Here is a 13868-nt window from a genome sequence, read left to right on the forward strand (position 1 = left end):
TACACAAGCCTAAAGGGAAAAACGGGGGCTGGGCCACCCTTTCGTGTACAATGGCGAAAGGTGATATGGACAGACCTCCCAGTCGGTGGCTCTTCCTCCTGCCCTTCGGCTCCCTAGCCCTGGCCCAGTCCCAAGCGCCAAGCCCCCTGGAAATCCTCTCTCTGGCCGGCCTTCTCTTCCTTTCCGCCGCCTTCTCCGCCAGCGAGACCGCCTTCACCGCCCTTTACCCCTGGAAGCTCAAGGAGCTGGCCGAGGCTAAAGGCGGGCCCTTCCGCCTCCTGGCCCAGGACATCACCCGCTTCCTCACCACCATCCTGGTGGGCAACAACCTGGTGAACATCGCCGCCACCGCCTTGGTGACGGAGCTCGCCACGGAAGCCTTCGGCTCGGCGGGGGTGGGGGTGGCCACGGGGGTCATGACCTTCCTCATCCTCTTCTTCGGCGAGATCACCCCCAAGTCCTTGGCGGTGCACCACGCGGTGGCCGTGGCCCGGCTGGCGGTCTGGCCCATCTACTTCCTCTCTATCCTCCTCTACCCCGTGGGCCGCTTCTTTAGCTTCATTTCGGGGACCCTCCTTCGCCTCTTGGGCCTCGAGCCCCGGGACGCTTCCCTGGTCTCGGAGGAGGAGCTCAAGCTCATCCTGGCGGGGGCGGAGGAGGCGGGCACCATTGAGGCCCAGGAGGAGGAGATGATCCACTCCATCCTGGAGCTGGAGGAGACCCCGGTGCGGGAGATCATGACCCCCCGGGTGGAGATGGTGGCCATAGAGGCCGAGGCCACCCTGGAGGACTTCCTCCACCTCTTCCGCGAGCACCGCTACAGCCGGGTGCCCGTCTACCGGGAAAGCGTGGACCACATCGTGGGGGTGGCCTACGCCCAGGACCTCCTCACCTACTACTGCGAGGAGGACCTGAAGCGGCGCACCGTGGCCTCCATCGCCCACCCCCCCTATTTCGTCCCCGAGAACATGGACGCCTGGACCCTCCTCAAGGAGCTCAGGCGCCGCAAGGTGCACCTGGCTATCGTGGTGGACGAGTTCGGGGGCACGGCGGGCCTCGTGACCCTGGAGGACGTCATGGAGGAGATCGTGGGGGAGATCTACGATGAGACCGACGAGCCCGAGGACGCCCCCATCAAGCGCCTCCCCGACGGGACCCTTTCCATCCAGGCCCAGACGCCCATAGACGAGGTCTCCGAGGCCTTGGGGGTGGAGCTTCCCGAGGGGGAGTACGACACCCTCTCCGGCTTCCTCTACGAGCAGTTCGGGCGCATCCCCGGGGTGGGGGAGAGCGTGGAGTGGCAGGGCTTCCGCTTCGTGGTGGAGAGCGCCGACCAGAGGCGCATAGACCGGGTGCGGGTGGAGCGGCTGGTGGAGCATGAGGAAGATTAAAGAGATCCTGGAGGCCCACGTGGGGCGGGCCTACGCCCCCTACTCGGGCTTTCCCGTGGTGGCCCTGGTGGAGGCGGAAGGGGAGTTTTTCCTGGGGGTGAACGTGGAAAACGCCTCCTTCCCCCTTTCCCAGTGCGCCGAGAGGAACGCCGTGGCGGCCATGGTTCTTGCGGGGAAGCGCCGCCTGGAGCGGGTGCATATTTATAGCCCCAAGGGGCCCATCCCCCCTTGCGGGGGGTGCCGCCAGGTCCTCATGGAGTTCGGCGGGCCCGAGGTGGAGGTGGTCCTCCACGGGCCTGAGGAGGAGGTGCGCACCACCTTGGGGGCCCTCCTCCCCCTGGCCTTCCGCCTTTAGAGCTCCAGGACCAGGGTTTCCGTGAAGAAGCCCGGGACCTCGAGGCGGAGCTCCAGCCGTCCGCTTCCTCGCTCAAGCCCGGGCCTCAGGCCCACCACCTGGACCCTCCCCTCCCCCCTCGCCGGGAGGTCCGCCTGCACCAGGAGGCGCTGGCCCAGAAGGACCAGGGCGCCCTCGGCCCGGAGGGGAAGAGGGTTCGGGTTTTCCAGGAAGAGGTTGACCCCGGCCCGGCGCACCCTAGGGGGCTCCAAGGGGAAGGCGAGGCGGGTCCGGAAAAAGGTGAGCCTTTGGCCCAGGGTCTCCCCCTCCAGGGCCACCTCCGCGCCCTCCCGGGAGAGGAGGGCCCGGGCGGTGGCCAGGGCCGCCCCTGGGGTGAGCCTTACCGGGAGGGCCACCTCCTCCTCCCCCGGGGGAAGGGTGCGGTCCAGGGGCACCACCACCTCCCCGAGGCGCAGGCGGGTCCCGAAAGCGGAAAGGGGGAGGGGGAAGGGGTTGGGGTTCTTGAAGCCCACCCGCACTTCCAGGAGGAGGGCGGGCTCCGGGGAAAGCTCCAGGCCCCGGAGGTTCGCCCCCAGGAAGCGGGCCTCGGGGGCGAGGGGCCTCGGAGCGCAGGCGGCCAGGGCCAAAACGGCGAGCAGGAGCGCTTTTCTCATACTTTTACCTCCCTATCAATATTACATCCACCCCTCGGCCCGTAGGTCCTCGAGGAGGGGAAGGAACTCGGGCCACCAAGGGGCAAGGGGGCCTGGGGTGGCCCGCGGGCAGGCCCAGGTGCCTAAGGGCCTGCTTGAGGAGGGGCACGCCCCCTTTGGCCAGGAGGTCCCCCAAGGGAAAAAGCCTCCGCTGCAGGACCTGGGCTTCGGCCAAGGCGCGGAAGGCTTCCGCGTCCAGGCGGCCCTCCCGGTCAAAGGGGGTCGGGATGGGAGGAAGGATCATGGAAGCCTCCTCCAAGAGCCTACCAGGAAAAGGAGGTGGAGGGCGTAGGCCAGGAGGAGGAGCCCTGGGCCCTGGCCCTGGAGGAGCCTTAGGAGGCCGAAGGCGGCGAGGAGGAGAAGGAGGAGGCCAAGCCCTCCGGAAAAGCCCAGGCTCCCCGGCACGAAGAGGCGCACGAAGAGGGCCCAGGTCGGAGGGGGCTCCTTCCTGCGCCGGGGCAGGAGGAAGGCCAGGAGGTGGTAGAGGAGGAGCAGGAAAAAGCCCAGGGCCGCCCAGGTCCGGGCCCTTTCCGGCAGGGGAAGGGGAAGCCGACCTACCCCTTTGAGGAAGTCTTCCCCCAGGCGGAAAAGCTCCACCCGAAGCAGAGCGGCGTAAAGGGTGCGGAGGCTTGGCCCCGGCTCCCGCCCGCCCCAGGGGTCCTCCCCTAGGCCCAGGGAGGAGCGGATGGGGCCGTCAAAGGGGGCCTTCTCGTAGGCCTGGACGAGGCCCGTTTTCCCTAAGGCCAAGGCGAAGGGGAGGTTCGCCCCTTCCAGAAGCCCCTTGGCCTCCTTGGGGTTTTCCGGAAGGAGGGCGTAGCCCAAAAGGGCCCTTACCTCGGGCAGGGGAGGCTGTTCCCGAAGCCAGGCCTGGGCCTCGAGGGTGCGCAAGGTACCCCGGTCCAGGGGGGGAAGGGCGAGGGCGGTGCGGGCCCCTTGGTCCAGGCCGTAAAGGACCCCCGCTCCTCCCAGAAGGAGGAGGAGGACGAGGGCCAGGACCCTTTCCCCTAAGCTGGCGTAGGCCAGGCTCAGGTGGCGGAGGCGCAGGAGGGGGTGGCGGAGGTACCCCCCGAGGAAGCCCCCCAGCGCCCTGAGGTCCTGGAGCTGGGCCGGGAGGTAGTAGAGGAAGAGGTAGAGGAGGAGGGCCAGGTAGGCCAGGCCCAGGGCGTAGAGCCCCTGGGGCAAAAAGGAGAGGTCCGGGGGCATCCAGGCCCGGAGGTACTTGACGGCCTCCCGAAGCCTCAGGGCCCTTTCGGGTTGGCCCTGGGCCTCGAGGGCCTCGGCCATTTCCAGGAAAAAGGCCAGGGAGTTCGGGAAAAGCGGGGTGTAGCGGAGGAGGGTTTCAGTGAGCCGCCAGGAGCCTTCCGGGTCCTTAGCGCTTAGGGCGCGGGCGGCTTGGGCCATGCGCCGCACCCCTTCCTGGCCGAAGAAGAGTTCGGGGCGGTGCCCTCGGCTCCTTAGGTCCTCCCCGTAGGCCTGGAGGTCCTCGGGGCTTAGGGCCTCGGGGGGAAGGGCCCAGTAGGCGAAGTAGGGCCAGGGCCTGGGGGGATTTAGGGCCTCCAGAAGGGGTTTCAGGGACCTAAGGTCTTCTTCGCCCCCGGCGAAGGGCAAGGGGGGAAAGGGGATGGGCAGGACCCAGTCCCCCGCCAGGAGGGCCTCGGGCCCCGGGCGCAGGGCCACCACCCGCTTGGGGGCGAAGTGGAAGCGGACCTCCTCCTGCTTAAGGCTCGCTTCCACCACCAGAAGCCCCTGGGCCACGAAGGCCCGGTCCCCTTCCACCAGGGGGCCGAGCCAAGGGCCTTCCGGAAGGGAAAGCCGCCCCCAGGGGAGTTCCAAGCCCCCCTCCACCAGCCTGGGCTGGGCCGGGGCCAGGGCGGTGAAGCGCCCCTCCAGCACCCCCGAGGGCAGGGAGAGGCGCACCCGGTACTCCCCGGGGGCCTCGGGGGTGAAGGGGAGGCGGAAGCCTCCTTCCCTGGGCTCTACCTCCAGGGCGGCGGCTCCCTGGGGCCCCAGGACCTCCAGGGGGAAGCGGCCCTGCGGCAGGCCCTTGCCCTCCAGGAAGAGGGCCTCCCCTACCCGGGCGGTCTCCGGCAGGAGGAGGGCCTGGCTCAGGGCGGGAAGCCAAAGGAAGGCCAAGGCGATCCAGCGGCGCATGGGGTTATTCTACCGGTATGGGCCTTCTGGACATGATCGGTCCGGTGATGGTGGGGCCTTCCTCCAGCCACACGGCGGGGGCCTGCCGCCTCGCCCTCCTCGCCCGCCATCTCCTGGGGGAAAAGCCCAAAAGGGTGGAGTTCGGCCTCCACGGCTCCTTCGCCAAGACGGGGAAGGGGCACGGCACCCACCTGGCCTTGGCCGCGGGGGTCTTGGGCCTCACGCCCGACGACGAGAGGCTCAAGGAGAGCCTCTCCCTGGCGGAAAGGGAGGGGGTGGAGGTGGTCTTCAAGGAGGTGGAGCTCGGGGACGTCCACCCCAACACCGTGCGCATGGTGCTGGAGGGGGAGAAGGAGCGCCTCACCGTCACCGGGAGTTCCCTGGGCGGGGGGCTCGTGCGGATCTTTGACCTGGACGGCTTTGAGGTGCGCATCACGGGAAGCGCCCCCACCCTGGTGGTGAAGAACGTGGACACCCCGGGGGTGGTGGCCCGGGTGGCCCGCATCCTGGCGGACGACGAGGTGAACATCGCCTACCTCACCGTGAGCCGGAAGAAGCGGGGCGGGGAGGCCATGATGAGCATTGAGATGGACCGCCCCCTCTCCGAGGTGCCCCTCCGCTACCTGGAGCACCTCTCCTACATCCTCTGGGTGCGGCAGATCCCCCCGGTCATGGGCTGAGCTGGGCGCTTAAAAGGAGGCGCCGGGGGGGAGTTCCAGGCGCAAGGAGGCCCCGCCCAGGAGGCTTGGGCCCGAGGTAAGCCGTCCTCCCTGGGCCTCGGCCACCCTTTTTGCGGTGTAGAGGCCAAGCCCGGAGCTTCCCCGAGGGCCTTCCCCCTGGCGGAAAGGCCGCGCTAAGGCTTCCAGGGGCAGGGGGAGGCCAGGGCCGTCGTCTTCCACCTGCAAAGCGCCCTCCTCCACCCGCACCCGCACCCGGCTTTTGGCGTGGCGCAGGGCGTTTTCCAAGAGGTTGGCGAGCGCCCTTTCCAAGAGGAGCCTCTCCCCCCGGGCAAGCCCCGCCCCCTCCACCTCCAGGCGGAGCCCCCGCCTTTCGGCCTCCTCCCGGTAGCGCAGGAGGAGGTCCTCCGCCAGGGCCCGCAGGTTCAGGGTCTCCCGCTGGGGGGGACGGGCCTCGAGGCGGGCCAGGGCGAGGAGGTTTTCCGTGAGGCGGTAGCCCCGGGAAAGCTCCTCCTTGAGGGCGCGGAGGAGGGCGATGCGCCGCTCCTTTCCCAGATCGTCCGCCCTCTCCAGGTAGTCCAGTAGGCGCAGGGCGGAAAGGAGCGGGGTCTTGAGGTCGTGGGCCAAGGCGGCATAGAAGGCCTCCCTGGCCTCCTGGAGCTCGGCGATCCGCTCCAAAAGCTCGGCGAAGCGCCGCCTCAGCTCGGCCACCTCGCGCGGGGGAGGCTCCTTGGGGGAGGGGAGCCTCAGGGCGCTCACCGGCCCCTCCCGCAAGGAGAGGTAGGCCAGGGCCCGGGTAAGCTCCTCGAGGGGCCTGAGGAGGCTTTGGGCCAGGAGGTAGCCCACCAGGGCCGAGACCGAGGCCAAAAGGGCGAGCCAGAGGAGGAGGGAGGGCCACGGGCCCCCGCCCAGGAAGCCCAGGAGGAGGGCCAGGACCAGGTTGGGCAGGAAGGCGAGGAGGGCGATGACCAGGGCGAGCCTAGCCCTTAGGCTCATCCCGACCCGCCGAGAGCACCGCCAGGAAGGCCTCCTGGGGCACCTCCACCTTGCCGATGGCCTTGAGCCGCTTCTTCCCCTCCTTCTGCTTCTCCAATAGCTTCTTCTTCCGGGTCACGTCCCCGCCGTAGCACTTGGCGAGGACGTCCTTCCTCAGGGCCTTCACCGTGGCCCGGGCGATGATCTTCCCCCCGATGGCCGCCTGGATGGGCACCTCAAAGAGCTGCCTGGGGATGACCTCGGCCAGCTTGTCCACGATGGTCCGGGCCATGGCGTAGGCCTTCTCCCGGTGGGCGATGAAGGTGAGGGCGTCCACGGGCTCCCCGTGCACCAGGACGTTCACCTTCACCAGGTCCCCGGGCCGGTAGCCCGCCTGCTCGTAGTCCATGGAGGCGTAGCCCCGGGAGAGGCTTTTTAGGCGGTCGTGGAAGTCGTAGAGGATCTCGGCGAAGGGGACCTCGTAGACGAGCTCCACCCGCCTCTGGGCCCCGGGGAGGTAGGTCATGTTGAGGAGCCTGCCCCGCTTCTCCTGGAGGAGTTGCATGATGCTCCCCACGTACTCCTCGGGGGTGAAGACGGTGAGCTTCACGTAGGGCTCCAGGATCTCCTCCACCTTGGTGGGGTCGGGGAGGTCGGCGGGGTTTAGGACCTCCACCTCCTCCCCGCTTTTGAGCCGCACCCGGTAGACCACGCTCGGGGCGGTGGCGATGAGGGAGAGGCCGAACTCCCTTTCCAGCCTCTCCTGGACGATCTCGGCGTGGAGGAGGCCGAGGAAGCCACAGCGGAAGCCGAAGCCCAAGGCGGTGGAGGACTCGGGCTCAAAGGTGAGGGCGGCGTCGTTGAGCTTCAGCTTCTCCAGGGCGTCCCGGAGCCTGCCGTAGTCCCCCGAGTCCACGGGGTAAAGCCCGGCGAAGACCACGGGCTTGGCCGGGCGGAAGCCGGGGTAGGGGGAGGGGGTGGGGCGGTCCGCCAGGGTGAGGGTGTCCCCCACCTGGACGTCGTGGATGTCCCGGATGGCGGCCACGAGCCAGCCCACCTCCCCGGCGGAAAGCGCTTCCGTGGGCACGAGGCCCTGGGGGGTGAAGACCCCCACCTTGTCCACGGTGAACTCCTTGCCCGTGGAGTAGACCCGGATCCGGTCCCCGGGCCGCACCCTGCCCTCAAAGAGGCGGAGGTAGGGGATCACCCCCTGGTAGGCGTCGTACACGGAGTCAAAGATGAGGGCCTTCAGGGGGGCCTCGGGGTCCCCCTTGGGGGGCGGGATGCGCTTCACGATGGCCTCGAGGATCTCCTCCACCCCCTCCCCCGTCTTCCCCGAGGCGAAGATGGCCTCGTCGGCGGGGAGGCCCAAGACCTCTTCCAGCTCCAGGGCCACCTCCAGGGGGCGGGCGTTGGGGAGGTCTATCTTGTTGATCACCGGGATGATGGCGTGCCCGTGCTCTAAGGCCATGTAGAACTTGGCCAGGGTCTCCGCCTCCACCCCCTGGCTCGCGTCCACCACGAGAAGCACCCCCTCCACCGCCGCCAGGGCCCGGGAGACCTCGTAGGTGAAGTCCACGTGCCCCGGGGTGTCAATGAGGTGGAAGGTGTACTCCTCCCCGTCCTTGGCCCGGTAGTTCACCCGCACCGCGCTGGCCTTGATGGTGATGCCCCGCTCCCGCTCAAGCTCTAAGGAGTCCAGAAACTGCTCCCGCATCTCCCGCTCGCTCACCGCGTGGGTCATCTGCAGGATGCGGTCGGCCAGGGTGGACTTGCCGTGGTCCACATGGGCAATGATGGAGAAGTTGCGGATGCGGCTTAGGTCCATCCTTACCATCCTCCGGGCTCCTTCGGGCAAAGTCAAGCAGCCCTGGGGCCGGCGCCTTAAGCGGCCTTCTGGTCCCGTCCTTTCCGCAACTGCTTCCAGAAGACCACCAGGGCGCTCACCACGTAGATGGAGCTGTAGGTCCCCACGAAGATGCCCACGAAGATGGCCAGGGCGAAGTCCCGGAGGACGCTTCCCCCCAGGAAGAGGAGGGCGAGGATGGGGAGGAGGGTGGTGAGGCTCGTCATCACCGTCCGGGAAAGGGTCTGGTTGATGGAGCGGTTGACGAGCTCGGCGTAGGGAAGCCCCCGGAGGAGCTTCTGGTTCTCCCGGATGCGGTCCGAGACCACGATGGAGTCGTTGATGGAATAGCCCACCACGGTGAGGAGGGCGGCGATGGTGGGGATGGAAAACTCCAGGCCGAGGAGGCTATACATCCCCGCCACGATGGCCACGTCGTGGGCCACGGCCAGGACGCTCGTCACCCCAAAGGTCCAGTCAAAGCGGAAGGCCACGTAGATGAGGATGAGCCCAAGCCCCACCAGAACGGCCATAAGGGCGTTTCGCCTGAGCTCCGAGCCGATGGCCGGTCCCACGGTCTCCGAGGTGAGGACGAGGGCCTTAAGCTCCGCAGAGAAGAGCCTTTCCAGCTCCAGGCGCTTTTCGTCCGAAAGTGGGGGAAGCTTCACCGAAAACTCCTTGGCCAGGGCGGTGGGGGCCTGGACCTCGGTGATCACCGCTTCCTTGGCGGGGAAGCCCCTCTCTTCCAGGAAGCGCCGGAGGGTGTCCACCTTTACCTCGGGACCCACCCTTAGGGTGAGGGCGGTGCCCCCGGTGAAGTCAATGGAGTAGTTGAAGCCCTTGGTGAGGGCCACGGCCCCGGCGAGGAGGGCGAGTAGGAGGGAGATAGCGGTGATGTACCGGGCGGGACCCATGAAGTTGAAGCGGGGGTCCACCAGCCACATGGGGGGGCGGATCTCCCCCCGGTCCGCCAGGCGCTCCAGGAGGTGGCGGCTGAAGACCAGGTTGGAGAAGACGCTGGCCACCACCCCGATGGCCAGGATGACGGCGAAGCCCCGCACGGGCCCGGTGGCGTACTGGTAAAGGGCGGCCGCCGCCAGGAGGTGGGCGATGTTCACGTCCAGGATGGTGAGGGTGGAGTGGCGGAAGCCCTCGGGGATGGCCTGGCGGAACTTTTTCCCGGCCCTGAGCTCCTCCTTGATCCGCTCAAAGGAGAGCACGTTTCCGTCCACCGCCGCCCCCAGGGTGAGCACGAGGCCGGCGATGCCCGGGAGGGTCAGGGTGGCCCCAAGGCCCGAGAGGAGGCCCAGGATGAGCACTGAGGTGTAGATGAGGCCCAAAGAAGCCACGAGGCCCAGGTGGAGGCCGTAGTAGGCGAAGATGAGGAGGAAGATGGCCAGGGTGCCGATGAGGGCGGAGCGGATCCCCGCCTGGATGGCGTCCTGGCCCAGGGTGGGGCCGATGGCCCGGATCTCCGCCACCTTGAGGGGGACGGGCAGGGCGCCCGAGCGGAGGACGAGGGCGATCTCGCTGGCCTCCTCGAGGCCCGAGAGCCCCTCTATGACCGCCTGCCCCCCGGTGATGGCCTGGCGGATCACGGGAGCGGTGTAGACCTTGCCGTCCAAAACGATGGCGAGCCGCTTGCCCACGTTTTGCCGCGTGACCTCCTCAAACTTCTTGGCCCCTTCCGGGGTGAAGGTGAGGGCCACCTGGGGGCGGCCGAACTGATCGAAGACCGCCCGGGCGTCGGCCAGGTCCGCCCCGGTGAGGAGGGGCGGGCCGAGGTCCTCGGGCTTGATGAGGTCCTTCTCCAGGTCCTCCCGCTTGAGGCGGGGGTTCTCCCTTAGGGCCTGGTTGATCTGGGCCACGGTGGTGCCGGTGGCCCCGTCCTTAAGGATGCGGAACTCCAGCACCGCCCGCTGGCCGATGAGCTTGAGGGCCCGGTCCTGGTCCGCCTGGGAGAGGCCAGGGAGCTCCACCACGATGCGCCTTTGCCCCTGGATCTGGATGAGGGGCTCGGCTACTCCCAGGGCGTTGATGCGGTTTTCCAGGACGGCCCGGGCCTTTTCCAGGTCGTCGGGGGTGGGGTTTTCCACATCGGCCTCGAGGAGGACGCGCAACCCTCCTTTGAGGTCCAACCCGAGTCGGATCTTGGGCTCCTGGGGGGCCCACGGCTTCCAGACGAGGAGCAAAGCCCCCAGGAAGAGGGCGAGAAGAAAGATTTCTGTGGTCCACTTGCGGTTCATAACCGAACTCCTTTTCCTCCTGGCGCAAGCGGGTCAGGAGGGACCCGCCTGGCCTTAGCTAAGGGCTCTTGGCCTAGGGTCTTTTGAGGCCTTCCAACCGGCGTGGGGCGCTTAGCCCCCCTCCAGCTGCAGGCGGCGGAAGAGGAGGTAAAGGGGCCTCCCAGGGGTGGGGGCTTTAGGGGGAGCGGAAGCGAGGACCCTGGCCCCCAGGGCCTGAGCGAGGCCCCTTTCCGCCTTGGCCGAAAGGAGGAGAAGGGGGAGGGAAGGGGTGCGGTCCTCCTTGAGGACCACCGCCGCGCTCCCCGAGGCCAGACCCGCCTCCGCCTTGGCCCGGGGAGAGGGGAGAAACACCCCCTGAAGGAGGAGGGCGAAGGCCCCCAAGAGCGCCGCGCTTCCCCGAAGCACCCCTCCTCCTAGGCGGGCACCTCCACCATCTGGAAGGCCTCCACGATGTCCCCTTCCTGGAAGGCGTCAAAGCCCTCGAGGCCCAGGCCGCACTCGTACCCCTGGGCCACCTCCCGCACGTCCTCCTTGAAGCGCTTGAGGCTGGCGATGCGCCCCCGCCAGATCTCCTCCCCCTTGCGCAGGACCCGCACCTCGGCGTTCCGGGGAATCCGGCCCTGGAGGACCATGCACCCCGCCACCTGCTTGCCCGTGGGCAGGCGGAAGATGGCCCGCACCTCGGCCCGGCCCAGGACCTCCTCCTTGTACTGGGGCTCCCTCTGCCCCTTCACCATGCTCCGCACCTCGTCAATGAGGTCGTAGATGATGCGGAAGGTCTTGAGGAGGACCCCCTTTTCCTCGGCCTTCTTCTTCACCGCGCCCGGGGGGTTCACCCCGAAGGCCAGGATGGCCGCATTCGCCGTCTGGGCCAGGAGGACGTCGGACTCCGTGGGGGCCCCCACCTGGGCCAGGAGCACGTTGATCTTCACGTCCTCGGCGCTCTCCCGGGCCAGGATGTGCTGGATGGCCTCGAGGGAGCCCTGGGTGTCGGCCCGGAGGATGAGGTTCACCTCCTTTTTGCCCTCCTCCTGGAGGCTCCTCAGGAGGTCGGCCATGGTCTTGGGGCGGCGCTCCTTCTCCGCCTCCTCCCTGGCCCGCCTCTCTTCCTTCCGCTCCTCGGCGATCTCCTTGGCGGCCTCGAGGTCCGGCACCCACTCCACCACGTCTCCGGCGTGGGGGAGTTCCTGGAAGCCCAGGACCTGCACCGCGCTTCCCGGCCCCGCCTCCTTGCGCTGGTTGCCGTCGGCGTCCATCATGGCCCGGATCCGCCCATAGACCTCGCCCGCCACCACGTAGTCTCCCACGCGGAAGGTTCCTTGCTGCACCAGCATGTTGGCGATGACCCCGGCCTGCTTGTCCAGCTTGGACTCCAGGATCACCCCCTTGGGCTCGGCGTTCGGGTCCGCCCGGTAGTCCTCGAGCTCCGCGAGGAGGAGGATCATCTCCAAGAGGTCCTGGACCCCCTGCCCCGTCTTGGCGCTGATGGGGACAATGATGGCGTCTCCCCCGTACTCCTCGGGGACGAAGCCCCGCTCCATGAGCTGGCGCTTCACCTTCTCGGGGTCCGCTTGGGGCAGGTCCATCTTGTTGATGGCGAAGATCATCTTGGCCCCGGCCGCCTTGGCGTGGGCGATGGCCTCCTCCGTCTGGGGCATGATGCCGTCGTCGGCGGCGATGACGATGACGGCGATGTCCGCCACCCTCGCTCCCCGCTGCCTTATGGTGGTGAAGGCCTCGTGCCCCGGGGTGTCAATGAAGACCACGGTGCCCCCGGGCGTCTTCACCTCAAAGGCGCCCACGTGCTGGGTGATCCCCCCGGCCTCCTTCTCGGCGATCCGGCTTTTGCGGAGGTAGTCCAGGAGGGTGGTTTTCCCGTGGTCCACGTGGCCCATGATGACCACCACGGGAGGGCGCCTTGGGAGGCTTTTCCGGCGCTCTTCCTCGGCGAGCTTCTCCTGGAGTCCCCGTTGCTCCTTGACGAGCTCCCGCACCGCCTCGGCGTCCTCCTCGGTGAGGGTGGAGGCGTGGGACTTGTAGGCTACCCCCATCTGGTCCAGGAGCTCCAAAAGCTCCTCGTTGGTCATGCCCAGCTCTTTAGCCAGCTGGTAGATGCGTATCTTGGCCATCCTTACCTCCTAAGCGGGCCACAAGGGCTTCGGAAAGCGCCTTGGCCCGGCCTCCGGCGAAGCGCCGGAGCCTTTTTTCCGTCCAGCACTCCGGGTTGTCGGGGCAGACATAGGCCCCCCGGCCCGGGAGCTTGCCCGTGGGGTCCAGCTGGAACCCGCTTTCCGTTAAGAGGATGCGCAGAAGCTCCCCCTTGGGCCGCCTCTTGCGGCAGGCCACGCACATGCGCAGGGGGACGTGCTTCATCCGAGGTCCCGGAAGAGCTTCTCAAACTCCTCCTTGGCCCGGCTTTGGGCCTCGGCCTCCTCCTGGGCGGCTTTGCGGATGGCCTCGTCCAGGTCGGAGATCTCCGCCTCCTCAAAGTGGATGTCGTAGCCGGTGAGCTTGGAGGCCAGGCGAACGTTCTGGCCGCCGGTGCCGATGGCCAGGGAGTGCTGGTCCTTGGTGACCTTCACCTTGGCCTTCTTGGTTTCGGGGTCCAGCTCAATGGAGCCCACCTGGGCGGGGGAGAGGGCGTTTCGGATGAACTCCTTGGGGTCCTTGGACCAGAGGATGATGTCCACCTTCTCCCGCCCAAGCTCGGCGGAGACCGCCTGGATCCTCTGCCCCTTGTGCCCGATGCAGGCCCCGATGGGGTCCACGTTGGGGTTGTGGCTCATCACCGCCACCTTGCTCCTCCGGCCGGGCTCCCGGGCGATGGCCTTGATCTCCACGATGCCCTCGGCGATCTCGGGCACCTCCTGCTTGAGGAGGTACTTCAAAAGCTCCTCGTGGGCCCGGCTCACGATGAGGGAGGGGCCCTTGGCGGAGCGGTCCACCTTCTTGAGGTAGACCTTGAGGCGCTGGCCGGGGTAGTAGCGCTCGGTGGGGATCTGCTCGCTCTTGGGCAGGTAGGCCTCCCCCCGGCCCAGGTCCACGAAGACGTTTCCCCGGTTGTCCACCCGGGTCACCACCCCGGTGAGGACTTGGCCCTCCTTGTCCCTGTACTCGTTGTAGATGCGGTTGCGCTCCGCCTCCTTGAGGCGCTGGGTGAGGATCTGCCGCAGGTCCTGGATGGCCATGCGGGAGAGCTCCTCCGGGTTGATGGGGAACTCCATCTCGTCCCCCACCTGGACCTCGGGATCGTACTCCAGGGCCTCGGCCAGGGCGATCTCCTTGTCGGGGTCCTCCACCTTGTCCACCACCCGGCGGACCTCCACCATCTCAATGCGGCCCGTCTGGGGATCAATGTAAACGTCCACCTCGGGCCCCTTGCCGGCCTCCATTTCCTCCTTTTTGTACCCTTTTTGTCTTTTTATGTAGGCCTTGCGCAGGGCTTCCTTGAAGGCCTCGAGGATCTCCTCGGTGGACACGCCCCGTTCCAGGGCCAGCTGCTGCATGGCTTGTACGAAATCCCGGTTCATCCTCC

Annotated in this window: 12 protein-coding genes and 1 pseudogene; 3 read left to right on the forward strand and 10 right to left on the reverse strand. The window is 67.9% G+C overall.

Annotated elements, in window-relative coordinates; translation table 11 throughout:
• Positions 1-65: 65 nt before the first annotated feature.
• Complete coding sequence (locus AC01Y6_RS01280) at positions 66-1391, forward strand: hemolysin family protein (RefSeq protein ID WP_347241823.1); 1326 nt, start codon at positions 66-68, stop codon at positions 1389-1391.
• Positions 1378-1746 carry a cytidine deaminase gene (gene cdd, locus AC01Y6_RS01285; protein WP_347241824.1) on the forward strand — a complete coding sequence of 123 codons (369 nt, stop codon included), beginning with the start codon at positions 1378-1380 and terminating at the stop codon, positions 1744-1746. Before AC01Y6_RS01280 ends, cdd begins: the two co-directional genes overlap by 14 nt.
• Here the strand turns inward: cdd and AC01Y6_RS01290 are convergent.
• From AC01Y6_RS01290 to AC01Y6_RS01300, 3 genes and pseudogenes are all read right to left on the reverse strand, one after another.
• Complete coding sequence (locus AC01Y6_RS01290) at positions 1743-2399, reverse strand: hypothetical protein (RefSeq protein ID WP_347241825.1); 657 nt, start codon at positions 2397-2399, stop codon at positions 1743-1745. The genes cdd and AC01Y6_RS01290 overlap by 4 nt on opposite strands.
• A 21-nt stretch (positions 2400-2420) precedes the next feature.
• Positions 2421-2628: pseudogene (locus tag AC01Y6_RS01295) on the reverse strand (dihydrodipicolinate synthase family protein); the annotation flags it as partial.
• A gap of 50 nt (positions 2629-2678) precedes the next feature.
• On the reverse strand, positions 2679-4589 hold the full coding sequence (locus tag AC01Y6_RS01300; RefSeq protein ID WP_476669883.1) for a hypothetical protein: 1911 nt from the start codon (positions 4587-4589) through the stop codon (positions 2679-2681).
• Between the two features lie 17 nt (positions 4590-4606).
• On the opposite strand from AC01Y6_RS01300, the gene sdaAB reads away from it, so the two are divergent.
• The gene (gene sdaAB, locus AC01Y6_RS01305; RefSeq protein ID WP_428715340.1) at positions 4607-5269 is read left to right on the forward strand and encodes an L-serine ammonia-lyase, iron-sulfur-dependent subunit beta; all 663 of its coding nucleotides are present in this window, start codon (positions 4607-4609) and stop codon (positions 5267-5269) included.
• A gap of 9 nt (positions 5270-5278) precedes the next feature.
• Here sdaAB and AC01Y6_RS01310 read toward each other — a convergent pair whose 3' ends face one another.
• The 7 genes from AC01Y6_RS01310 to nusA all read right to left on the reverse strand — a co-directional run bounded on the left by AC01Y6_RS01310 (position 5279) and on the right by nusA (position 13863).
• On the reverse strand, positions 5279-6262 hold the full coding sequence (locus AC01Y6_RS01310) for a sensor histidine kinase (protein ID WP_476669885.1): 984 nt from the start codon (positions 6260-6262) through the stop codon (positions 5279-5281).
• A complete protein-coding gene (lepA, locus tag AC01Y6_RS01315; protein WP_476669886.1) occupies positions 6246-8078 on the reverse strand; it encodes a translation elongation factor 4 in 1833 nt (610 codons plus the stop codon). Before lepA ends, AC01Y6_RS01310 begins: the two co-directional genes overlap by 17 nt.
• 47 nt (positions 8079-8125) lie before the next feature.
• The gene (gene secD / locus AC01Y6_RS01320; protein WP_428721490.1) at positions 8126-10333 is read right to left on the reverse strand and encodes a protein translocase subunit SecD; all 2208 of its coding nucleotides are present in this window, start codon (positions 10331-10333) and stop codon (positions 8126-8128) included.
• A gap of 111 nt (positions 10334-10444) precedes the next feature.
• Positions 10445-10738, reverse strand: a complete 294-nt coding sequence (locus tag AC01Y6_RS01325; protein WP_428720481.1) for a hypothetical protein — start codon at positions 10736-10738, stop codon at positions 10445-10447.
• Between the two features lie 8 nt (positions 10739-10746).
• Positions 10747-12462 carry a translation initiation factor IF-2 gene (gene infB / locus AC01Y6_RS01330; protein WP_476669888.1) on the reverse strand — a complete coding sequence of 572 codons (1716 nt, stop codon included), beginning with the start codon at positions 12460-12462 and terminating at the stop codon, positions 10747-10749.
• Entirely contained in the window at positions 12431-12706 is a 276-nt protein-coding gene (locus tag AC01Y6_RS01335; protein ID WP_476669889.1) for a YlxR family protein, read from the reverse strand. The genes infB and AC01Y6_RS01335 overlap by 32 nt, the downstream gene beginning before the upstream one ends.
• Positions 12703-13863 carry a transcription termination factor NusA gene (gene nusA, locus AC01Y6_RS01340; RefSeq protein ID WP_428715333.1) on the reverse strand — a complete coding sequence of 387 codons (1161 nt, stop codon included), beginning with the start codon at positions 13861-13863 and terminating at the stop codon, positions 12703-12705. Before nusA ends, AC01Y6_RS01335 begins: the two co-directional genes overlap by 4 nt.
• Positions 13864-13868: the final 5 nt, after the last annotated feature.

The sequence above is a fragment of the Thermus sp. genome (assembly GCF_056332225.1).